34 protein-coding genes are annotated in these 20,281 nt (G+C 69.7%); 33 read left to right on the top strand and 1 reads right to left on the bottom strand.

What is annotated here, in order from left to right; translation table 11 throughout:
• The first annotated feature begins 11 nt into the window (after nt 1-11).
• From rplC to truA, 32 genes are all read left to right on the top strand, one after another.
• Nucleotides 12-677 (top strand): 50S ribosomal protein L3, encoded by a 666-nt coding sequence (rplC, locus tag O7619_RS29875; RefSeq protein ID WP_282284838.1) that lies wholly within the window; start codon nt 12-14, stop codon nt 675-677.
• Nucleotides 674-1,324: a 50S ribosomal protein L4 gene (gene rplD / locus O7619_RS29870; RefSeq protein ID WP_281586606.1), complete on the top strand. Its 651-nt coding sequence runs from the start codon at nt 674-676 to the stop codon at nt 1,322-1,324. Before rplC ends, rplD begins: the two co-directional genes overlap by 4 nt.
• On the top strand, nt 1,321-1,623 hold the full coding sequence (gene rplW / locus O7619_RS29865) for a 50S ribosomal protein L23 (RefSeq protein WP_013288632.1): 303 nt from the start codon (nt 1,321-1,323) through the stop codon (nt 1,621-1,623). The genes rplD and rplW overlap by 4 nt, the downstream gene beginning before the upstream one ends.
• A gap of 12 nt (nt 1,624-1,635) precedes the next feature.
• A complete protein-coding gene (gene rplB / locus O7619_RS29860) occupies nt 1,636-2,475 on the top strand; it encodes a 50S ribosomal protein L2 (protein ID WP_278109425.1) in 840 nt (279 codons plus the stop codon).
• 12 nt (nt 2,476-2,487) lie between these two features.
• On the top strand, nt 2,488-2,769 hold the full coding sequence (gene rpsS, locus O7619_RS29855; RefSeq protein ID WP_091627706.1) for a 30S ribosomal protein S19: 282 nt from the start codon (nt 2,488-2,490) through the stop codon (nt 2,767-2,769).
• A 40-nt stretch (nt 2,770-2,809) separates the two neighbouring features.
• On the top strand, nt 2,810-3,274 hold the full coding sequence (gene rplV / locus O7619_RS29850) for a 50S ribosomal protein L22 (RefSeq protein ID WP_282284833.1): 465 nt from the start codon (nt 2,810-2,812) through the stop codon (nt 3,272-3,274).
• On the top strand, nt 3,274-4,149 hold the full coding sequence (gene rpsC / locus O7619_RS29845; RefSeq protein ID WP_282284832.1) for a 30S ribosomal protein S3: 876 nt from the start codon (nt 3,274-3,276) through the stop codon (nt 4,147-4,149). Before rplV ends, rpsC begins: the two co-directional genes overlap by 1 nt.
• Nucleotides 4,150-4,152: 3 nt before the next feature.
• Nucleotides 4,153-4,578, top strand: a complete 426-nt coding sequence (gene rplP / locus O7619_RS29840; RefSeq protein ID WP_073834927.1) for a 50S ribosomal protein L16 — start codon at nt 4,153-4,155, stop codon at nt 4,576-4,578.
• Nucleotides 4,578-4,814, top strand: coding sequence for a 50S ribosomal protein L29 (gene rpmC, locus O7619_RS29835; RefSeq protein WP_161685901.1), 237 nt, complete (start codon nt 4,578-4,580; stop codon nt 4,812-4,814). The genes rplP and rpmC overlap by 1 nt, the downstream gene beginning before the upstream one ends.
• The gene (rpsQ, locus tag O7619_RS29830) at nt 4,811-5,089 is read left to right on the top strand and encodes a 30S ribosomal protein S17 (RefSeq protein ID WP_281586609.1); all 279 of its coding nucleotides are present in this window, start codon (nt 4,811-4,813) and stop codon (nt 5,087-5,089) included. Before rpmC ends, rpsQ begins: the two co-directional genes overlap by 4 nt.
• Nucleotides 5,090-5,186: 97 nt before the next feature.
• Nucleotides 5,187-5,555: a 50S ribosomal protein L14 gene (rplN, locus tag O7619_RS29825; protein ID WP_007465279.1), complete on the top strand. Its 369-nt coding sequence runs from the start codon at nt 5,187-5,189 to the stop codon at nt 5,553-5,555.
• Nucleotides 5,552-5,872 carry a 50S ribosomal protein L24 gene (rplX, locus tag O7619_RS29820; RefSeq protein WP_181570334.1) on the top strand — a complete coding sequence of 107 codons (321 nt, stop codon included), beginning with the start codon at nt 5,552-5,554 and terminating at the stop codon, nt 5,870-5,872. Before rplN ends, rplX begins: the two co-directional genes overlap by 4 nt.
• Entirely contained in the window at nt 5,872-6,441 is a 570-nt protein-coding gene (gene rplE, locus O7619_RS29815; RefSeq protein WP_091065804.1) for a 50S ribosomal protein L5, read from the top strand. Before rplX ends, rplE begins: the two co-directional genes overlap by 1 nt.
• A 1-nt stretch (nt 6,442) precedes the next feature.
• On the top strand, nt 6,443-6,628 hold the full coding sequence (locus tag O7619_RS29810) for a type Z 30S ribosomal protein S14 (RefSeq protein WP_007073023.1): 186 nt from the start codon (nt 6,443-6,445) through the stop codon (nt 6,626-6,628).
• Between the two features lie 98 nt (nt 6,629-6,726).
• The gene (gene rpsH / locus O7619_RS29805) at nt 6,727-7,134 is read left to right on the top strand and encodes a 30S ribosomal protein S8 (protein ID WP_281586610.1); all 408 of its coding nucleotides are present in this window, start codon (nt 6,727-6,729) and stop codon (nt 7,132-7,134) included.
• Nucleotides 7,135-7,150: 16 nt separating this feature from the next.
• Complete coding sequence (gene rplF / locus O7619_RS29800) at nt 7,151-7,693, top strand: 50S ribosomal protein L6 (protein WP_281586611.1); 543 nt, start codon at nt 7,151-7,153, stop codon at nt 7,691-7,693.
• A gap of 67 nt (nt 7,694-7,760) precedes the next feature.
• The gene (gene rplR / locus O7619_RS29795; RefSeq protein ID WP_281586612.1) at nt 7,761-8,150 is read left to right on the top strand and encodes a 50S ribosomal protein L18; all 390 of its coding nucleotides are present in this window, start codon (nt 7,761-7,763) and stop codon (nt 8,148-8,150) included.
• 33 nt (nt 8,151-8,183) lie between these two features.
• Nucleotides 8,184-8,798 carry a 30S ribosomal protein S5 gene (gene rpsE, locus O7619_RS29790; RefSeq protein ID WP_281586613.1) on the top strand — a complete coding sequence of 205 codons (615 nt, stop codon included), beginning with the start codon at nt 8,184-8,186 and terminating at the stop codon, nt 8,796-8,798.
• The gene (rpmD, locus tag O7619_RS29785) at nt 8,798-8,980 is read left to right on the top strand and encodes a 50S ribosomal protein L30 (protein ID WP_091065818.1); all 183 of its coding nucleotides are present in this window, start codon (nt 8,798-8,800) and stop codon (nt 8,978-8,980) included. Before rpsE ends, rpmD begins: the two co-directional genes overlap by 1 nt.
• Entirely contained in the window at nt 8,980-9,423 is a 444-nt protein-coding gene (gene rplO, locus O7619_RS29780; RefSeq protein WP_282284830.1) for a 50S ribosomal protein L15, read from the top strand. The genes rpmD and rplO overlap by 1 nt, the downstream gene beginning before the upstream one ends.
• Before the next feature lie 235 nt (nt 9,424-9,658).
• Nucleotides 9,659-10,984 (top strand): preprotein translocase subunit SecY, encoded by a 1,326-nt coding sequence (secY, locus tag O7619_RS29775; RefSeq protein ID WP_281586615.1) that lies wholly within the window; start codon nt 9,659-9,661, stop codon nt 10,982-10,984.
• A complete protein-coding gene (locus O7619_RS29770) occupies nt 10,985-11,638 on the top strand; it encodes an adenylate kinase (protein WP_282284829.1) in 654 nt (217 codons plus the stop codon).
• A 91-nt stretch (nt 11,639-11,729) separates the two neighbouring features.
• Entirely contained in the window at nt 11,730-12,581 is an 852-nt protein-coding gene (map, locus tag O7619_RS29765; protein WP_282284828.1) for a type I methionyl aminopeptidase, read from the top strand.
• Nucleotides 12,582-12,779: 198 nt separating this feature from the next.
• Complete coding sequence (locus O7619_RS29760; protein ID WP_282284827.1) at nt 12,780-13,316, top strand: DUF1707 domain-containing protein; 537 nt, start codon at nt 12,780-12,782, stop codon at nt 13,314-13,316.
• A gap of 294 nt (nt 13,317-13,610) precedes the next feature.
• Complete coding sequence (gene infA, locus O7619_RS29755; protein ID WP_007073013.1) at nt 13,611-13,832, top strand: translation initiation factor IF-1; 222 nt, start codon at nt 13,611-13,613, stop codon at nt 13,830-13,832.
• 91 nt (nt 13,833-13,923) lie between these two features.
• Nucleotides 13,924-14,037: a 50S ribosomal protein L36 gene (gene rpmJ, locus O7619_RS29750; protein WP_012184307.1), complete on the top strand. Its 114-nt coding sequence runs from the start codon at nt 13,924-13,926 to the stop codon at nt 14,035-14,037.
• A 152-nt stretch (nt 14,038-14,189) separates the two neighbouring features.
• On the top strand, nt 14,190-14,570 hold the full coding sequence (gene rpsM, locus O7619_RS29745; protein ID WP_282284826.1) for a 30S ribosomal protein S13: 381 nt from the start codon (nt 14,190-14,192) through the stop codon (nt 14,568-14,570).
• A gap of 87 nt (nt 14,571-14,657) precedes the next feature.
• Entirely contained in the window at nt 14,658-15,065 is a 408-nt protein-coding gene (rpsK, locus tag O7619_RS29740) for a 30S ribosomal protein S11 (RefSeq protein WP_014440747.1), read from the top strand.
• 14 nt (nt 15,066-15,079) lie between these two features.
• A complete protein-coding gene (gene rpsD, locus O7619_RS29735; RefSeq protein ID WP_089155247.1) occupies nt 15,080-15,706 on the top strand; it encodes a 30S ribosomal protein S4 in 627 nt (208 codons plus the stop codon).
• A gap of 95 nt (nt 15,707-15,801) precedes the next feature.
• On the top strand, nt 15,802-16,824 hold the full coding sequence (locus O7619_RS29730) for a DNA-directed RNA polymerase subunit alpha (RefSeq protein ID WP_007073009.1): 1,023 nt from the start codon (nt 15,802-15,804) through the stop codon (nt 16,822-16,824).
• A gap of 34 nt (nt 16,825-16,858) precedes the next feature.
• Nucleotides 16,859-17,419: a 50S ribosomal protein L17 gene (rplQ, locus tag O7619_RS29725; protein WP_281586619.1), complete on the top strand. Its 561-nt coding sequence runs from the start codon at nt 16,859-16,861 to the stop codon at nt 17,417-17,419.
• Nucleotides 17,420-17,493: 74 nt separating this feature from the next.
• Nucleotides 17,494-18,327, top strand: a complete 834-nt coding sequence (gene truA, locus O7619_RS29720; protein WP_282284824.1) for a tRNA pseudouridine(38-40) synthase TruA — start codon at nt 17,494-17,496, stop codon at nt 18,325-18,327.
• Nucleotides 18,328-18,405: 78 nt separating this feature from the next.
• On the opposite strand, the gene O7619_RS29715 is transcribed toward truA, so the two are convergent.
• On the bottom strand, nt 18,406-19,551 hold the full coding sequence (locus O7619_RS29715; RefSeq protein WP_282284822.1) for a hypothetical protein: 1,146 nt from the start codon (nt 19,549-19,551) through the stop codon (nt 18,406-18,408).
• 107 nt (nt 19,552-19,658) lie between these two features.
• Between O7619_RS29715 and O7619_RS29710 the strand changes: the two genes are divergently transcribed.
• Complete coding sequence (locus O7619_RS29710) at nt 19,659-20,264, top strand: methyltransferase (protein ID WP_282284820.1); 606 nt, start codon at nt 19,659-19,661, stop codon at nt 20,262-20,264.
• Nucleotides 20,265-20,281: the final 17 nt, after the last annotated feature.

Below are 20,281 nucleotides of genomic sequence, written 5' to 3'. Positions count from 1 at the left end.
GGATCGATCAAATGGACAGGCAAGTCAAGGGGATCCTGGGCGCCAAGCTCGGCATGACCCAGGTCTGGGACAACAACAAGGTTGTCCCCGTGACCGTGGTCGAGGCCGGCCCGTGCGTCGTGAGCCAGGTTCGTAACGCCGAGAAGGACGGCTACGCCGCCGTTCAGCTCGCCTACGGAGCCATCGACCCGCGCAAGGTCAAGAAGCCGATCGCCGGGCACTACGCGAAGGCGGACGTCGCGCCGCGCCGGCACATCGTCGAGCTGCGCACCTCCGACGCCGCGGACTACGCACCGGGCCAGGAGGTCACGGTCGACGAGTTCCCGCCCGGCGTCGTGATCGACGTGACCGGCAAGACCAAGGGCAAGGGCTACGCCGGCCCGATGAAGCGGCACGGCTTCCACGGTCTGCGCGCCAGCCACGGTGTCGAGCGCAAGCACCGCTCGCCCGGCTCGATCGGCGCCTGCGCGACCCCGGGTCGCGTCTTCAAGGGCACCCGGATGGCGGGTCGGATGGGTGGCGTGCGCTACACCGTCCAGAACCTCACCGTCCAGGCGGTCGACACCGAGAAGAACCTCCTGCTCGTTCGTGGTGCCATCCCCGGCCCCAAGGGCGCGCTGGTCCTGGTCCGCACCGCGGCCAAGGCGAAGGTGAAGAAGGGCGGTGTGGCCAAGTGACCACCGTTGACGTCCTCGACGTCGAAGGCGGCAAGAGCGGCTCGGTCGAGCTGCCGGCCGACATCTTCGACGCGCAGGCGAACATCGCGCTGATGCACCAGGTCGTGGTGGCTCAGCTCGCGGCGGCCCGACAGGGCACGCACAAGACCAAGTCCCGCGGCGAGGTCTCCGGCGGTGGCCGGAAGCCGTACAAGCAGAAGGGCACCGGTCGTGCCCGCCAGGGCTCGACCCGCGCGCCGCAGTTCGCCGGCGGTGGCGTGGTCCACGGCCCGGTGCCGCGTGACTACAGCCAGCGGACCCCGAAGAAGATGAAGGCCGCCGCCCTGCGTGGCGCCCTCTCCGACCGGGCCCGCGCCGGCCAGGTACACGTCGTCGAGGCGTTCGTCTCGGGCGAGAAGCCGTCGACCAAGGCCGCTCTGGCCACGCTGGCGAAGCTGACCGAGGCCCGGCGGGTCCTGGTCGTGCTCAGCAGCACCGACGAGCTGAACTGGGTGTCGCTGCGCAACGAGCCGCGGGTGCACCTGCTCGAGGCCGGCCAGCTCAACACCTACGACGTGCTGGTGGCCGACGACGTGGTCTTCACCAAGGAGGCCCTGGACGAGTTCCTGGGCGTGCCAGCCGAGACCACCGAGGAGGGTGGCAAGTGAGCACGATCGCCGACCCGCGTGACGTCATCGTCGCGCCGGTCGTCTCGGAGAAGAGCTACAGCGAGCTGAACCGGAACTGGTACACCTTCCTGGTGCACCCGGACGCGAACAAGACCGAGATCAAGATCGCTATCCAGCAGATCTTCAACGTCCGCGTCCTGACGGTCAACACGCTCAACCGCGAGGGCAAGCGCAAGCGGACCCGTACCGGGTTCGGCAAGCGCAAGGACACCAAGCGCGCGATGGTGAAGCTGGCTGACGGTGACCGTATCGAGGCCTTCGGCGGCCCGGTCAGCTGAGGGGTGTAGACAATGGCTATCCGTAAGTACAAGCCGACGACGCCGGGCCGGCGTGGCTCCAGCGTCGCCGACTTCGCTGAGATCACCCGGTCGACGCCGGAGAAGTCGCTGCTGGCTCCGCTGCCGAAGAAGGGCGGACGCAACGCCCACGGCCGGATCACCACGCGGCACCACGGCGGCGGCCACAAGCGCCAGTACCGCCTGATCGACTTCAAGCGGGTCGACAAGGACGGCGTGCCGGCGAAGGTCGCGCACATCGAGTACGACCCGAACCGCACCGCGCGCATCGCGCTGCTGCACTACGCCGACGGCGAGAAGCGCTACATCCTCGCGCCGAAGGACCTGAAGCAGGGCGACCGTGTCGAGTCCGGCCCGGGCGCCGACATCAAGCCGGGCAACAACCTGCCGCTGCGCAACATCCCGGTCGGTACCACCGTGCACAACGTGGAGCTGCGTCCGGGCGGCGGCGCCAAGCTGGCCCGCTCGGCCGGCGTCGGCATCCAGCTGCTCGGCCGGGAGGGCGCGTACGCGACCCTGCGTATGCCGTCCGGTGAGATCCGGCGCGTCGACGTGCGCTGCCGCGCCAGCGTCGGCGAGATCGGCAACGCCGACCAGTCGAACATCAACTGGGGCAAGGCCGGCCGGATGCGGTGGAAGGGCAAGCGCCCGACCGTCCGTGGTGTCGCCATGAACCCGGTCGACCACCCGCACGGTGGTGGTGAGGGTAAGACCTCCGGTGGTCGCCACCCGGTCAACCCGCAGGGTAAGCCCGAGGGCCGCACCCGTCGTAAGGGCCAGCCGAGCGACCGGCTGATCGTCCGCCGCCGCTACGCCACGCGTAAGCGCGGCTGAGGGAGATAAGACATGCCTCGCAGCCTGAAGAAGGGCCCGTTCGTCGACGACCACCTGCTCAAGAAGGTGGAGACGCAGAACGACAAGGGCTCGAAGAACGTGATCAAGACTTGGTCGCGGCGTTCGACGATCATCCCGGACATGCTGGGTCACACGATCGCCGTGCACGACGGACGCAAGCACGTTCCGGTCTTCGTGACCGAAGCAATGGTCGGGCACAAGCTCGGCGAGTTCGCGCTGACCCGCACGTTCAAGGGTCACGAGAAGGACGACCGGAAGAGCCGCCGGCGCTGACGCCGCGGGCATACGGATAGAGGAACAAGGGGTTACAGCGATGCCAGGAAAGGGCGACGCTCCGGTGCTTCCGGGCGCGCGGGCGGTTGCGCGGCACGTGCGCATCTCGCCGATGAAGGCGCGCCGGGTGGTCAACCTCGTCCGCGGCCTGCCCGCGAAGGAGGCGCTCACGGTGCTGCAGTTCGCGCCGCAGGCTGCGAGCGAGCAGGTATTCAAGGTGCTCGCGAGCGCGATCGCCAACGCGGAGAACAACGAGCGGCTGGACCCCGACGCGCTGCTCGTCAGCGAGGCGTTCGTCGACGAGGGCCCGACGATGAAGCGGTTCCGGCCGCGGGCGCAGGGCCGGGCGTACCGGATCCGCAAGCGGACCTGCCACATCACCGTGGCGGTCGAGGCGGTGGCGCCGGCTGCGCCGAAGAAGTCGGCAAAGAAGGCCGCTCCGGCCAAGCAGGCCGAGTCGGCCGCGCCGGCCGAGGGGCAGAGCACGACGGAGGGTGCCGAGTAATGGGTCAGAAGGTTCACCCCACTGGGTTCCGGCTCGGCATCTCGACCGACTGGAAGTCCCGCTGGTTCGCGGACAAGCTCTACAAGGACTACATCGGCGAGGATGTCAAGATCCGCCGGATGATGTCCAAGGGCCTCGAGCGCGCCGGCATTTCCAAGGTCGACATCGAGCGCACCCGGGACCGGGTCCGCGTCGACATCCACACCGCCCGGCCGGGCATCGTCATCGGCCGTAAGGGTGCGGAGGCCGACCGGATCCGCGGCGAGCTGGAGAAGCTCACCGGCAAGCAGGTTCAGCTGAACATCATCGAGGTGAAGAACCCCGAGTCGGACGCGCAGCTGGTCGCCCAGGGCGTGGCCGAGCAGCTCTCCAGCCGGGTCAGCTTCCGTCGGGCGATGCGCAAGTCGATGCAGTCCGCGATGAAGAACCCGGCCTGCAAGGGCATCCGGGTCCAGGTCTCGGGTCGTCTGGGCGGCGCCGAGATGAGCCGGACCGAGTTCTACCGTGAGGGCCGCGTCCCGCTGCACACGCTGCGGGCCAACATCGAGTACGGCTTCTTCGAGGCCCGTACCACGTTCGGCCGGATCGGCGTGAAGGTCTGGATCTACAAGGGCGACGCCGTCCCGGGTCGGGAGACTCCGGCCGAGACCGCCCCGTCGCGCGGCCCGCGCCGTGACCGTGGCGACCGGCCGGACCGGCCGCGCCGTGGCCGTTCGGGCTCCTCGGGTACGACCGCCGGTGGCACCGAGGCCGGCCGGGCTGCCGCGACCACCATCGCGCAGCAGGCGGAGACGCCGGCCGGTGAGCCGGTCGACGCCGGAGCCGTGGCCGCAGCCGCGACCCAGCAGCCGGCAGAAACGCAGCAGGAGGGCTGACAGATGCTGATGCCGCGCAAGCCCCCGAAGGGCTTCCGCAAGCCGCACCACCCGGACCGCCACGGCGCGTCCAAGGGTGGTAACCGGGTGGTGTTCGGCGAGTTCGGGATCCAGGCTCTCGAGCCGGCGTACGTGACCAACCGCCAGATCGAGTCGGCGCGTATCGCGATGACCCGTCACATCAAGCGTGGCGGCAAGGTCTGGATCACGATCTTCCCGGACCAGGCCCTCACCAAGAAGCCGGCCGAGACCCGGATGGGTTCCGGTAAGGGTTCGCCCGAGTGGTGGGTCGCCAACGTCAAGCCGGGACGGGTTCTCTTCGAGATGTCCTTCCCGAACGAGCAGATCGCGCGAGAGGCGATGCGTCGCGCGATCCACAAGCTCCCGATGAAGTGCCGCATTGTTACGCGCGAAGTGGGTGAATCCTGATGGCAGCGGGCGTCAAGGCCTCCGAGCTGCGTGAGCTCTCCGACGAGGAGCTGGTCACGAAGCTGCGCGAGGCGAAGGCGGAGCTGTTCAACCTCCGCGTGCAGGGCGCAACCGGGCAGCTGGACAACAACCGGCGGCTGCAGGTCATCCGTCGGGAGATCGCCCGGATCTACACGATCATGCGTGAGCGTGAGCTGGGTCTCTCGGCCGCGCCGACTGAGGTGACTGCATCATGAGTGACGAGAACACGACCGCCACCGTGCGGGCCCGCCGCAAGGTCCGGGAGGGCCTCGTGGTGAGCGACAAGATGGACAAGACCGTCGTGGTCGAGGTCGAGGACCGGGTCAAGCACGCGCTGTACGGCAAGATCATGCGCCGTACCAGCAAGTTGAAGGTGCATGACGAGCAGAACTCGGCCGGCACCGGCGACCGGGTCCTGATCATGGAGACCCGGCCGCTCTCCGCCACCAAGCGGTGGCGGCTCGTGGAAATCCTCGAGAAGGCCAAGTAGCGAAGGCTCGAGCTCGGCCGGTATCGGTCGGGCGAACGTTCCGCCAGGCTCCGGCCGCCCTCGGCGGCCGGAGAACCGGCAGACATAGGAGATAGACGTGATTCAGCAGGAGTCGCGACTGCGCGTCGCCGACAACACGGGTGCCCGGGAGATCCTGTGCATCCGGGTTCTCGGTGGCTCCGGTCGGCGCTACGCGAGCATCGGCGACGTCATCGTGGCAACGGTCAAGGACGCGATCCCCGGTGCCGGCGTGAAGAAGGGCGACGTCGTCAAGGCCGTCGTCGTTCGGACCGCCAAGGAGAGGCGGCGGCCGGACGGGTCGTACATCCGCTTCGACGAGAACGCCGCCGTCATCATCAAGGACGGTGGGGACCCGCGCGGTACCCGTATCTTCGGCCCGGTGGGTCGCGAGCTGCGGGACAAGCGGTTCATGAAGATCATCTCTCTCGCGCCGGAGGTGTTGTGACCGTGAAGGTCAAGAAGGGCGACACGGTCGTCGTCATCGCCGGCAAGGACAAGGGTGCCAAGGGCAAGGTCATCGCGGCCTACCCGCGGCAGGACAAGGTCCTGGTCGAGGGCGTGAACCGGGTCAAGAAGCACACTCGCATCAGCACCACCCAGCGTGGCGCCAAGACCGGTGGCATCGTCACCCAGGAGGCCCCGATCCACGTCTCGAACGTGATGGTCATGGACTCCGACGGCAAGCCGACCCGCGTCGGCTACCGGATCGACGACAACGGCCAGAAGGTCCGCATCGCGCGTAGCACCGGTAAGGACCTGTGATGACCACGGCTACCGAAACGAAGACCCTGCCGCGTCTCAAGGAGCGGTACCGCAACGAGGTCGTGGCGAAGCTGCAGGAGCAGTACGCCTACGGCAACCCCATGCAGGTGCCCGGCCTGGTCAAGATCGTCGTCAACATGGGTGTCGGCGAGGCCGCTCGCGACGCCAAGCTGATCGACGGCGCGGTCCGCGACCTGGCCACGATCACCGGCCAGAAGCCGCTGGTCCGGCGGGCGACCAAGTCGATCGCGCAGTTCAAGCTCCGTGAGGGCATGCCGATCGGCGCGAAGGTCACCCTGCGGGGCGACCGGATGTGGGAGTTCCTGGACCGGCTGCTCTCCATCGCGCTGCCGCGTATCCGCGACTTCCGCGGCCTGGACGGGCGCAAGCTGGACGGGCACGGCAACTACACGTTCGGTCTGACCGAGCAGTCGGTGTTCCACGAGATCGACCAGGACAAGATCGATCGCCAGCGGGGCATGGACATCACGGTGGTCACGACCGCCACGACCGACGACGAGGGCCGGGCGCTGCTCAAGCTCCTGGGCTTCCCGTTCAAGGAGAACTGAGATGGCCAAGAAGGCGCTGATCCTCAAGGCGGCCGCGAAGCCGAAGTTCTCGGTTCGCGCGTACACCCGCTGCCAGCGGTGCGGGCGTCCGAAGGCGGTCTACCGCAAGTTCGGTCTCTGCCGGGTGTGCATCCGGGAGATGGCCCACCGCGGTGAGCTGCCCGGCGTGTCCAAGGCTTCCTGGTAATAGCCCGGCGCGCTCCGGCGCGTCAGCTGAACTGTCTCTTCGCCGTAGGCCCCGGGCCTGGCCCGGGGAACCCCGGCGAGAAAGGTTGACGAGTTTTCATGACGATGACCGACCCGATCGCAGACATGCTCACGCGTCTGCGTAACGCCAACCAGGCGTACCACGACCGGGTGACGATGCCCTACTCGAAGATCAAGGCGAACATCGCCGAGGTCCTCAAGGCCGAGGGTTACATCGCCACCTGGTCGGTCGATGACCCCGAGGAGGGCGCCGTCGGCAAGCGACTGGTCGTCGAGCTGAAGTACGGCCAGAACCGCGAGCGGAGCCTGGCCGGCATCAAGCGCGTGTCCAAGCCCGGTCTCCGGGTGTACGCCAAGTCGGACGGGCTCCCGCGGGTGCTCGGCGGACTGGGTGTGGCGATCATTTCGACGTCCCAGGGGCTGCTCACCGACCGGCAGGCCCGCAAGCGGAGCGTTGGCGGGGAAGTCCTCGCCTTCGTCTGGTAACGGGAGACAGGTAGAAATGTCGCGTATTGGACGTAAGTCGATCCCGGTGCCTTCCGGCGTCGACATCACGATCGACGGCCAGACCGTCAAGGTCAAGGGCCCCAAGGGCGAGCTGAGCCATGTGCTGGCCGAGCCGATCACGGCGGAGCGCAGCGAGAACGGCGAGCTGGTCGTCAACCGGCCGAACGACGAGCGCAAGGCCAAGGAGCTGCACGGCCTGAGCCGTACGCTGGTGGCCAACATGATCGTCGGGGTGACCGAGGGCTACCGCAAGAGCCTGGAGATCGCCGGCACCGGTTACCGCGTCACCGCCAAGGGCAAGGACCTGGAGTTCGCGCTCGGGTTCTCGCACCCGGTGCTGGTGCAGGCGCCGGACGGCATCACCTTCACCGTCGAGCGGCCGACGCTGTTCCACGTGGCCGGCATCGACAAGCAGCAGGTCGGCGAGATCGCCGCCAACATCCGGAAGATCCGCCCGCCGGAGCCCTACAAGGGCAAGGGCGTGAAGTACCAGGGCGAGGTCATCCGCCGCAAGGCTGGTAAGGCGGGCAAGAAGTGACCGCGGCCATCAACACCCGGGCGAGGTCGTCCGCCGGCCGTGAGGCCGTGAGAAAGGCAGGTAAGAAGTGAGCGCCACGCTGCTCAAGCGCCGCCGCGGCGTCGCCGCCAAGCGTGCCGTCGGGCGTGCGCGTCGGCACTTCCGGGTCCGCAAGAACGTCAGCGGCACCGGCGAGCGTCCCCGCCTCGTCGTCACCCGCTCCCTGCGGCACGTGGTCGCCCAGGTCGTGGACGACACCAAGGGTCACACCCTGGCGTCGGCCTCGACCATGGACGCCTCGCTGCGTGGCGCGGAGGGCGACAAGAGCGCCCTGGCCGGTAAGGTCGGCGCGCTGCTCGCCGAGCGCGCCAAGGCCGCCGGCGTCTCGAAGGTCGTCTTCGACCGCGGTGGCAACCGGTACGCGGGGCGTGTCGCCGCGCTTGCCGACGCCGCCCGCGAAGCCGGGCTCGAGTTCTAACAACCCCGTCACGAGAGAGAAGGAAGGCTGCTGATGCCAGGTCAACAGCGCCGTGGCGGCGGGTCCGGTGGCAACGAGGGTGGTCGCCGCGACAACCGCCGTGAGGGCGGCCGCGGAAACGCGCCCGTCGAGAAGACCCCGCACCTCGAGCGGGTCGTCGCGATCAATCGCGTCGCCAAGGTCGTGAAGGGTGGTCGTCGCTTCAGCTTCACCGCCCTGGTGATCGTGGGCGACGGCGACGGCACCGTCGGCGTGGGCTACGGAAAGGCCAAGGAGGTGCCCGCGGCGATCGCCAAGGGTGTCGAGGAGGCCAAGAAGCACTTCTTCAAGGTGCCGCGGATCGGTCAGTCGATCCCGCACCCGGTCACGGGCGAGGACGCCGCCGGTGTGGTGCTGCTCAAGCCGGCCTCGGCCGGTACGGGTGTCATCGCCGGTGGTCCGGTCCGTGCCGTGCTGGAGTGCGCGGGCATCCACGACGTGCTCTCCAAGAGCCTCGGCTCGTCCAACCCGATCAACATCGTGCACGCCACCGTGGCGGCCCTGCGGGGGCTCGAGTCCCCCGAGCAGGTCGCGGCGCGTCGTGGCCTGCCGGTGGAGGACGTCGCGCCGGCTGCCATGCTGGCGTCGCGTGCGGGGGTGGCGTCCTGATGGCACGTCTGAAGGTCACCCAGGTCCGGTCCGGGATCGGGCGCAAGCAGAACCAGCGTGACTCGCTGCGTTCGCTCGGGCTCAAGCGGATCAACGACGTGGTGGTCAAGGAGGACCGGCCGGAGATCCGAGGCATGATCTTCACGGTCAACCACCTCGTGAAGGTCGAGGAGGTCGAGTAATGACGATCAAGGTGCACCACCTGCGTCCGGCACCCGGCGCCAAGACCGCCAAGACCCGTGTGGGTCGCGGTGAGGGCTCCAAGGGCAAGACCGCCGGTCGCGGTACCAAGGGTTCGAAGGCCCGGAAGAACATCTCGGCGGCGTTCGAGGGTGGGCAGATGCCCATCCACATGCGCCTGCCGAAGATGAAGGGCTTCAAGAACAAGTTCAAGGTCGTGTTCCAGGTGGTCAACCTGGACCGTCTCGCCGAGCTGTTCCCGAACGGCGGCGAGATCGGCCCGGTCGAGCTGGTCGAGTCCGGCGCGGTCCGCAAGGGCCACCCGGTCAAGATCCTCGGCACCGGCGACCTCGGTGGTGTCTCGCTCCAGGTGTCGGCGCACGCGTTCAGCGCGTCGGCCAAGGAGAAGATCACTGCGGCCGGCGGCTCGGTCACCGAGCTGTAAGGCATGTTCGTGGCGCCCGCTCAGTTGTTCGTGACTGGGCGGGCGCCATGGTCTACCGGCGACGTGTGCGCCGGGTAACATCGGATTCGGTTTATGTAGCCGGGCACATCTGCCCGGACGGGGTCCGGGCTGTTAGAGTCCGTTCCCAGCCATGGATATCGGGCACTGGGCCCGACATTCACCCCGCCCCGCCAGGGATCGTCACCGGCGGCCCGCGTCGCGCAGGAGGAAGAAGTTGCTGTCCGCCTTTCTCAGTGCGTTCCGTACGCCTGACCTGCGCAAGAAGCTGCTGTTCACAGTAGGCATCATCGCGGTCTACCGGCTGGGCGCCACGCTGCCCAGCCCGGGCGTCTCGTACGGCAACGTGCAGAAGTGCCTCGACACCATCCAGGGCAGCACCGGCGTGCTCAACCTGCTGGATCTCTTCTCCGGTGGCGCGCTGCTCCAGCTCTCGGTCTTCGCGCTGGGCATCATGCCCTACATCACCGCGTCGATCATCCTGCAGCTCCTGACGGTGGTGATCCCGCGCCTGGAGCAGCTCCGCAAGGAGGGCCAGGCCGGTCAGGCGAAGATCACCCAGTACACCCGCTACCTGACGCTGGGCCTGGGCATCCTCCAGTCCTCGGCGTTCGTGGCGCTTGCCCGTTCCGGGCAGTTGTTCAACAACCAGTGCGACCAGTTCCCGATCGTGCCCAAGGGCACCGGCATCCCGGACTGGCTGACGCTCACCGTGCTGGTCATGACGATGACCGCCGGCACCGGCGTGGTGATGTGGCTCGGCGAGCTGATCACCGACCGGGGCGTCGGCAACGGCATGTCGGTGCTGATCTTCACGTCGATCGCGGCCCGGCTCCCCAGCGAGGGCTGGAAGATCAAGACCACCAAGGGCTGGGGGATGTTCCTCCTCGTCATCGCCCTGGTGCTGCTGGTCATCACCGCGGTCACGTTCATCGAGCAGGCGCAGCGCCGGATCCCGGTCCAGTACGCGAAGCGCATGATCGGCCGGCGGATGTACGGCGGCACGTCGACCTACATCCCGCTCAAGGTGAACCAGGCCGGCGTCATCCCGGTCATCTTCGCCTCGTCGCTGCTCTACCTGCCGACGCTCGCGCTCCAGTTCTTCGATCAGAACGACCCGGGCAAGACCCAGGCGTGGATCCAGAACCACATCGTCAAGGCGAGCGCGCCGGAGCACATCGCGATCTACTTCCTGCTGATCATCTTCTTCACCTACTTCTACGTGTCGATCACGTTCAACCCGACCGAGGTCGCGGACAACATGAAGAAGTACGGCGGCTTCGTGCCGGGCATCCGCCCCGGCAAGCCGACCGCCGAATATCTGGACTTCATCCTCAGCCGGATCACCCTGCCGGGCGCGCTCTACCTGGGCATCGTCGCGATCCTGCCGAACTTCTTCTTCATCTGGCTGGACAACCAGCAGTTCCAGAACTTCCCGTTCGGCGGCACCGCTGTGCTCATCATGGTCGGCGTCGGTCTGGAGACCGTGAAGCAGATCGAGAGCCAACTCATGCAGCGGAACTACGAAGGGTTCCTGCGGTAGATGCGACTCGTTCTGGTTGGCCCGCCGGGCGCGGGCAAGGGCACACAGGCGGAGTTCATCGCCGCTCACCTCTCGGTGCCGAAGATCTCCACCGGTGACATCTTCCGGGCCAACGTCACCCAGGGCACGCCGCTGGGGGTCGAGGCCAAGCGATACATGGACGCCGGCAAGCTGGTCCCGGACGACGTCACCATCAACATGGTCCGGGGCCGGCTCGCCGAGCCGGACGCCGGTGAGGGCTTCCTGCTCGACGGCTTCCCGCGGACCACGCCGCAGGCCGCCGAGCTGGACAAGCTCCTCGCCGACCTGGGCGGCTCGCTGGACCTGGTGCTGGAGTTGGTCGTCGACGACGACGAGGTGATCCGGCGGCTCTCCGGCCGGCGCACCTGTCGTGGCTGCGGCAAGATCTGGCACGTCGAGTTCGACGCGACCACCCGGGACGGCATCTGCGACAGGTGCGGCGCGGAGCTGTTCCAGCGCGACGACGACAAGCCGGAGACCATCGCCGCCCGGCTGCGGGAGTACGCGGACAAGACCGCGCCACTCGTCGACTACTACGGTGCCCAGGGCAAGCTGGTGGGCATCGACGCGACCGGGCCGGTGGAGGACGTCACCGTCCGCGCCATCGACGCGCTGCGGTCGTACGGAGGCTGACCGCCCACCGCCGCCCGGCGGATAGAGTACGAACAGCGGGGTACGCCTGACGTGCCCCGCTGTTCCGTGTAACGAGAAAGGTGTCGCCGTCATGCGCCGTCCCCAGCTGGACATCCAGCTGAAGACCCCCGAACAGATCGAGCTGATGCGGGCCGCCGGTCTGGTGGTCGCCCGCGCCCTGGGCCGGATGCGGGAGGCGGTCGCGCCCGGCGTGACCACGGCCGACCTGGACGCGATCGCCGAGGCCACCATCCGCGAGGCCGGGGCGGTCCCGTCGTTCAAGGGCTACCACGGCTTTCCGGCGTCGATCTGCTCCTCGGTCAACGAGCAGGTGGTGCACGCCATCCCGTCGCCGGAGCAGGTGCTGCGCTCCGGTGACCTGATCTCGATCGACTGCGGCGCGGTGCTCGACGGCTGGCACGGCGACGCGGCCGTCACCGTTGCCGTGGGCGAGGTCGACCCGGCCCTGCTGCGGATGGCCGAGGTGGCCGAGGACGCGATGTGGGCCGGGATCGCCGCCGCGGCCCGGGGGGCGGCCTCCGGCCGGGGCCGGCTCACCGACATCTCGCACGCGGTGGAGACCGCAGTCCGCAAGGGCGGCCGGTACGGCATCGTCGACGGCTACGGCGGCCACGGCATCGGCACCGAGATGCACCAGGATCCGCACGTGCTCAACCACGGTCGCCCGGGCAAGGGCCCGCGCCTGGTGCCCGGCATGGCGTTGGCCATCGAGCCGATGATCACGGCGGGTTCCCCGCGTACGGTCGAGCTGTCCGACGGCTGGACCGTGGTGACGCGGGACCGGTCGATGGCGGTGCACGTCGAGCACTCGATGGCGCTGCTGCCCGACGGCGTGTGGGTGCTGACCGCCGCCGACGGCGGCCGGGCCCGCCTCGGCGACCTGGTCACCTCCCGCCAGCCCGCCGACTCCCCGGCGCGCTGACCCGGCCGGGCCCGCCCACCCAGGCCCGGTTGGTTCTGGTTCGGTCCGGCTTCCGGGCCTCGGCTTGCGTGATCAACTCCGTTTCGGCGTTCTGGCGGTATCGGGGTGGGTGTGATGCGGCCACTTCAGCGAACTGGTGTGGATCACGGAGGGCCGGGCGGTTTCGTGCGGTGGCGGGGTGGTGGCATTCTTGCCGGCATGGACGGGCGGCGGGAGATGCGAGCGGCCGACCGCGACCGGGAGGCCGTCGCGGAGCGGCTCCGGGTGGCGCTGGAGGAGGGCCGGCTCGGTCTGCACGAGTACGACGAGCGGCTGGCCCGCGCGTACGGCGCCCGGACCTACGGCGAGCTGGACGAGCTGGTCGCCGACCTGCCGGGTGTGGCGTCCGCCGAGCGATCCGCCCTGGCGCCGACCGCGCCGACTCCGCCGCCCGCCGCGCCCGCCGGCTCCGAGCCGGCCACCTCGACCGGGCCCGGCCCGTCCGGAGCGCCGGCGGCGTCCGGAGGATCCGGGTCGCCGGAGACCCGCTCCCGGCTGCTCTGGCTCTGGATGCCCTGGCTACGGGTGGCCGCGATTCTGCTGCCGATCTGGCTGATCAGCGTGGTCGCGTCGGGCCACGTCGCGGGCGTCTGGCCGCTCTGGGTGCTGGGCCCGTGGGGTGGCCTGGTGCTGATGCAGTCGGTCGGGCTGATCGGTGCGGATCACGGCCGGAAGCGGCACGACCGCCGGGGCTGAGCGTGCGTGCCAGCGGGGTGCGGCGACGGTCGCGGCCTTCCGCCGCTGTGCCGCTGGTCACAGTAAGTGCGGAAATCGGACGTACGCGGGGCGCGCGGCCCGGCCGGTTTGGCGGCAGCGCTGCGGCCGGCGTACACTTTCTGATCGGCGCACAGCGTCCACTCCGCCATGCCCACCCTGCGCTTCGGTGGGAGTCGGAGCCGCGGCTGGCGCGGATCAACTGATCTTGATTGGGCGATCCGTGTAAGACGTTGTGAGCCGTCCGGAGTAACCGACGTCAGGACAGCGGAGTACATGCCGAAAAAAGACGGAGCCATCGAGATCGAGGGTCGGGTCATCGAGCCCCTGCCGAACGCCATGTTCCGGGTGGAGCTCGCGAACGGTCACAAGGTGCTGGCTCACATCAGCGGCAAGATGCGGCAGCACTACATCCGCATCCTGCCGGAGGACCGGGTCGTCGTCGAACTCTCGCCGTACGACCTGACCCGCGGGCGCATCGTCTACCGCTACAAGTAAGCCTGACGACGGCCGGGACGTCCCCGTGTCCGTCTTCGACGTCCGGGTCGCGACTCGTCGCGTTCCGGGCCGGATGGGAAGTAAGGCAACCGTGAAGGTCAAGCCGAGCGTCAAGAGGATCTGCAACAAGTGCCGGGTGATCCGCCGGCACGGCCGGGTCATGGTCATCTGCACCGACCCGCGCCACAAGCAGCGCCAGGGCTGACGCCCCACACGTCACAGCTCGTCCCAGCCGCGGACGGTGCGCTTCGCGCGTACCCCCTCGTGGTTGACCCCCGGTCGGAGGCCGGGGCCCGCTCGGGCAGCGGGGTGGGACGGGTCCACACCTCCGCACACATTTGAGGAGCACGCCCGCACATGGCACGTCTAGTCGGCGTCGATCTCCCCCGCGAGAAGCGGATGGAGATCGCGCTCACCTACATCTTCGGGGTCGGTCGCACCCGCGCCCTGGAGACCCTCACCGCCACCGGCATCTCGCCGGACAAGCGCGTTCGGGACCTCACGGACGAGGAGCTGGTCGAGCTCCGGAACCACATCGAGGGCAACTACAAGGTTGAAGGCGACCTGCGCCGCGAGGTCGCCGCCGACATCCGCCGCAAGGTCGAGATCGGCTGCTACGCCGGCATCCGCCACCGTCGCGGTCTGCCCGTGCGCGGTCAGCGCACCAAGACCAACGCGCGGACCCGGAAGGGCCCGAAGCGGACCGTGGCCGGCAAGAAGAAGCCCGGCAAGAAGTAGTTCTTACCCGGATGACGGGTCGGCCGCCGCAGAGGTGGGCCAGGCCGCAACCCGTTCCGGAAAGTCAACTAGGAGCGCAGAAGACTTATGCCACCGAAGGCTCGTGCCGGAGCCGCTGTCAAGAAGGTCCGGCGCAAGGAACGCAAGAACGTCGCCCACGGGCAGGCGCACATCAAGAGCACCTTCAACAACACCATCGTGTCCATCACGGACCCGACCGGTGCGGTCATCTCCTGGGCCTCCTCCGGCCAGGTGGGCTTCAAGGGCTCCCGCAAGTCGACCCCGTTCGCCGCGCAGCTTGCCGCCGAGGCCGCCGCGCGTCGGGCCATGGAACACGGCATGCGCAAGGTCGACGTGTTCGTCAAGGGACCCGGCTCCGGCCGGGAGACCGCCATCCGTTCGCTGCAGGCCGCGGGCCTCGAGGTCGGGCAGATCTCCGACGTCACGCCGCAGCCGCACAACGGGTGCCGTCCGCCGAAGCGTCGCCGGGTCTGAGAGGTTAGAGAGAGATGGCTCGTTACACCGGTGCTGACTGCCGCCGTTGCCGGCGGGAGAAGATGAAGCTGTTCCTCAAGGGCAGCAAGTGCGATGGCCCGAAGTGCCCGTTCGAGTCCCGGCCGTTCCCGCCCGGGCAGCACGGCCGTGGCCGGACGAAGGAGACGGAGTACCTGCTCCAGCTCCGTGAGAAGCAGAAGGCCCGCCGGGTCTACGGCGTGCTGGAGAAGCAGTTCCGCGGCTACTACGAAGAGGCCGTGGGCAAGAAGGCCAAGACCGGTGAGGTTCTGCTGCAGATCCTCGAGTCGCGGCTGGACAACGTGGTCTACCGGGCCGGCTACGCCAAGTCCCGGGACATGGCCCGTCAGCTCGTCAAGCACGGTCACTTCACGGTGAACGGCAAGAAGGTCGACATCCCGTCGTTCCGCGTCAAGGAGCACGACATCATCGAGGTCCGGGGCAAGAGCAAGGAGCTCACCCCGTTCATCGTCGCGCAGGCCGAGGCCGGCTCCAAGACCGTTCCGGCGTGGCTCGAGGCCATCCCCAGCCAGATGAAGGTCCTCGTGCACTCGCTCCCGGCCCGTCAGGTGATCGACACCCAGGTCCAGGAGCAGCTGATCGTCGAGCTCTACTCCAAGTAGGGCTCGTTGCGGTGGCCCGCCCCGGCGGGGCGGGCCACCGGAACAGTTGTGTCGTGGGCGTCAAATAGCGGGCGCCCCGGAAGAGAAGAGAAAAGATGCTCATCAGCCAGCGACCGTCTCTCTCCGAAGAGTCGATCAACGAGACCCGGTCCCGGTTCACCATCGAGCCGCTGGAGCCCGGCTTCGGCTACACGCTCGGCAACTCCCTGCGGCGTACGCTGCTGTCGTCCATCCCGGGCGCGGCGGTCACCTCGATCAAGATCGACGGTGTCCTGCACGAGTTCACCACGATCCCCGGGGTCAAGGAGGACGTGGTCGAGCTCGTCATGAACATCAAGGAGCTGTGCGTCAGCTCCGAGCACGACGAGCCGGTCAGCATGTACCTGCGCAAGCAGGGCCCGGGCGACGTGACCGCCGGTGACATCCAGCCCCCGGCCGGTGTCTCGGTGCACAACCCGGACCTGAAGCTCGCCACCCTCAACGGCAAGGGCCGGCTCGACATGGAGCTGACCGTCGAGCGGGGTCGGGGCTACGTCACGGCGGCGCAGAACAAGCAGGCGGGCGCCGAGATCGGCCGGATCCCGGTCGACTCGATCTACTCGCCGGTGCTCAAGGTGACGTACCGCGTCGAGGCGACCCGGGTCGAGCAGCGGACCGACTTCGACCGGCTGATCATCGACGTCGAGACCAAGCCGTCGATGGGTCCGCGTACCGCGCTGGCCTCCGCCGGCTCGACGCTCGTGGAGCTGTTCGGCCTCGCCCGTGAGCTGGACGAGACCGCCGAGGGCATCGACATCGGGCCGTCCCCGCAGGACGCCCAGTTGGCCGCGGACCTGGCTCTGCCGATCGAGGAGCTGGACCTGACCGTCCGCTCCTACAACTGCCTCAAGCGCGAGGGCATCAACTCCGTTGGTGAGCTGATCGGGCGTACCGAGGCCGACCTTCTCGACATCCGCAACTTCGGTCAGAAGTCGATCGACGAGGTCAAGATGAAGCTCGCCGGGATGGGCCTGGGGCTGAAGGACTCGGCTCCGAACTTCGACCCGGCGCACGTCGTGGACGCCTTCGGCGAGGCCGACTACGACACCGACGACTACCGCGAGACCGAGCAGCTCTAGTCCGCGCTGCCGCCACACCTGAGGAGCACCAAGCATGCCCACGCCCACCAAGGGCCCCCGCCTCGGCGGCAGCCCCGCGCACGAGCGGCTGATGCTGGCCAACCTGGCCACCGCGCTGTTCCAGCACGGCAAGATCCAGACCACCGAGACGAAGGCCCGGCGGCTCCGCCCGCTGGCCGAGCAGCTCATCACCAAGGCCAAGCGCGGCGACCTCGCCTCGCGTCGGCGGGTGGCGGGCGTCGTCAAGGACAAGGACGTGGTCTACTCCCTGTTCGACCAGATCGCGCCCCGGTACGCCAACCGCAACGGTGGCTACACCCGGATCGTGAAGACCGGTCCGCGCAAGGGTGACGCCGCTCCGATGGCGATCATCGAGCTGGTGGAGGAGCTTGCCGTCGCCGAGCCGAAGGCGAACCGGAAGACCGCCGCCCGTAAGGCCGCCCAGCAGGACAAGGTCGAGGCCCTGGCCCCGGCCGAGGAGGCCCCGAAGGCGAGCGCCGGTGACCAGGACGCGGAGGCTCCGGTCTCCGCCTCCGGCGACACCGCCGCCGCCCGCGAGGACAGCGACGAGGCCACCGAGAACGACAAGGCCTGATCGCAGGCAGCACCGTCGGGCCCGGCATCCCCTCGCGGGGTGCCGGGCCCGACGCCGTCAACGGGAGGTACGAGGTGGACGAGCGGACCCGGCTGCGGCTGGACGTCTCGTACGACGGCACCGACTTCTCCGGTTGGGCCCCGCAGCCCACCCGGCGCACGGTGGCAGGGGTGCTCATGCAGACGCTCGATCTCGTCCTCGGCGCCGGCACGGTCACCGGCCTGACCGTGGCCGGTCGCACCGACGCCGGGGTGCACGCCACCGGGCAGGTCTGCCACCTCGACCTGCCGACCGAGGTGTGGCGCGCGCACGAGGGGCGGCTGCTGCGCCGGCTGGCGCGGCTCCTGCCCCCGGACGCCCGGGTACGCGCGATGACCGAGGTGCCGGCCGACTTCGACGCCCGGTTCTCGGCCACCTTCCGCCGCTACGAGTACCGGGTCACCGACGCGCCGTGGGGCGCCGAGCCGCTGCGCCGGCGGGACACCCTGGCCTGGCCGAAGCCGCTGGACCTGGCGGCGTTGAACGAGGCCGCGGCCGGTCTGGTCGGCGAGCACGACTTCGCCGCGTACTGCCGGCGCAAGGAGAACGCCACCACGCTGCGCGAGGTGACCCGGCTGGACTGGCGGCGCGACCCGGACGGCATCCTGGTCGCCACCGTGCAGGCCGACGCGTTCTGCCAGAACATGGTGCGCAGCCTGGTCGGGGCCATGCTGGTGGCCGGCGACGGGCGGCGGCCGGTCCGGTGGCCGGCCGGCCTGCTCACCCGCCGGGAACGGTCGAGCGAGGTCACCGTGGCGCCCGCGCACGGCCTGGCCCTGGTCGAGGTGGGTTACCCGGCCGACCCGGCCGGGTACGCCCGCCGCGCCGATCTCACCCGCCGGCTCCGGGTGCCGGTCGCGGAGGGCTGAGCCCGCCGCCCCGGGACGGCGCCGGTGACGCCGAGCGGCCCGCCACCGGATCAGGTGACGGGCCGTGGCGGGCGCGGGTCAGTCGTCCGAGCCCTGCTGGCCGGCGCTGTCGTCGGTGGGGCCGTCGGTGGGCTGGCCGGCCGTGCCGCCGGAGGCCCGGCGTTCCAGCACCTGCCGGTTGAGGTGCAGTTCGATCAGGTCGTACATGATCTCGCGGGCGGTCGCGTCGTCGGTCGGGATCCGCTCCCCGTCCGCGCGCGTGACCAGGCAGAAGGCGAGGTAGTGGCCGCGTACCTGCCAGCCGACCCGGGCGGCGGCCTTCTCCACCACCTCGGTGCCCTCACCCGCGGCCATTCCCCGGAACCGCCCCTGCCGGTCGTCGAGCAGCGGCCGGAGCCGGTCGCGTACCCGTTGGGCGCTGGCCACGTCGGTCAGGTTGAACAGCCCGGCGGTGAGCAGGTGGTCGTCGTCGGGGGAGCGGAGCGTGCCCCGGACGACCTGGTTGCAGCCGAGCCGCGTCAGCAGGTCGGCGATCTCGCCGGTGGCCGACACCGCGCAGTTCGCACTCGCCTGGGTCTTGAGCACCCGGTAGGCGGGCTTGCCGTCGGTGACCACGAGTTGCTTGCCGGGGAAGAGTTCCTTGGTGGTGAGCGCCGCCTGGTCGGTGTCCCGGGAGTCCAGGTCGGACCGGTCGATGTCCGGGTCGGCCTCGCCCGGCTGGATGGTCGGCGCGCTGGCCGGTGGCGTGGTGGCCCGGTCGTCGAGCAGCGCCGCCACGGCCAGCCCGGTGAGTGAGAGCAGGAGCAGCACGGCGGCGCCGCCGATGAGCGTCCGCCAGAGGCCGCCGCCGCGGCGGTCGGCCCGTCGGCTGCGGGGCAGCTCGGACACGGTCGTGGCACGGAAGGACGGGCTGGCCGGGATCGGCACGGTGGGCCGTGCGGTGGCCGCCGGCACCGGCTGCGGCACCGGCGGCGCGGGTTGCGGAACCGGAGCGGGCGCCGGTGGCGGCGCGGGTCGGCCCGGCGTCGGGGCGGGCGGCGCGGGGGCGGGCGCGCGGGCGCCGTCGGGGGCCGGGCCGGCGCCCCGGGCCGGCGGCAGCGACGGCGTGGGGAATCGGGAGGGCGACGGGCCCGCCGGTGGCGGCGTCGCGGGCCCGGTCGGGGCCGACCCGGGCTGCGGGTACTCCAGGAAGGCGTCCTCATCGGACTCGTACCGATACACCATGCGAGATAGAGTAGGGCCGATTGTCCCTTTCAGGGGGAATATCGGGAAATTCCGGCAGAGTGGCGTGCGCCGACGGCCCCTCGCCCGGCCGGTGCGAGAATGCCGGCGTGACCGGCGACCACTACTTCACCGCTCAACCCGCCACCCCGGCCCGCCCGCGCGAGGTCGAGTTCTCCGTCGCCGGGCGCGACTACGCCCTCAGCTCGGCCAGCGGCGTCTTCTCCGCCGACCGGCTCGACCCCGGCACCGCCGTGCTGCTGCGCAAGGCCGACCTGCCGGGCGCCGACGTCACCGGCCCGCTGCTCGACATCGGCTGCGGCTTCGGCCCGATCACCTGCGTCCTGGCCACCGTCGCGCCGGCCGCCACCGTCTGGGCGGTCGACGTCAACGAGCGGGCCCGCGCCCTCACCACCGCCAACGCCGACCGGATCGGCGCCGCCGACCGGGTCCGGGCCGTCGCCCCCGACCAACTGCCGCCGGACGTCACGTTCGCCCAGATCTGGTCGAACCCGCCGATCCACATCGGCAAGGCGGAACTGCACGACCTGCTGCTGCGCTGGCTGCCCCGGCTCACCCCGGACGGCGTGGCATGGCTGGTCGTCGCCCGCCACCTCGGCGGCGACTCGCTGCACCGCTGGCTGGTCGAGCAGGGATGGCGGGTCGAGCGGCACGCCAGCCAGAAGGGCTACCGGGTGCTCCGGGTCACCCGGTAATCGGGTGTCGCCCGCAC

The organism is Micromonospora sp. WMMD998 (genome assembly GCF_029581235.1).
Classification (GTDB): domain Bacteria; phylum Actinomycetota; class Actinomycetes; order Mycobacteriales; family Micromonosporaceae; genus Micromonospora.
This window is presented reverse-complemented; position numbering and strand designations above follow the sequence as displayed.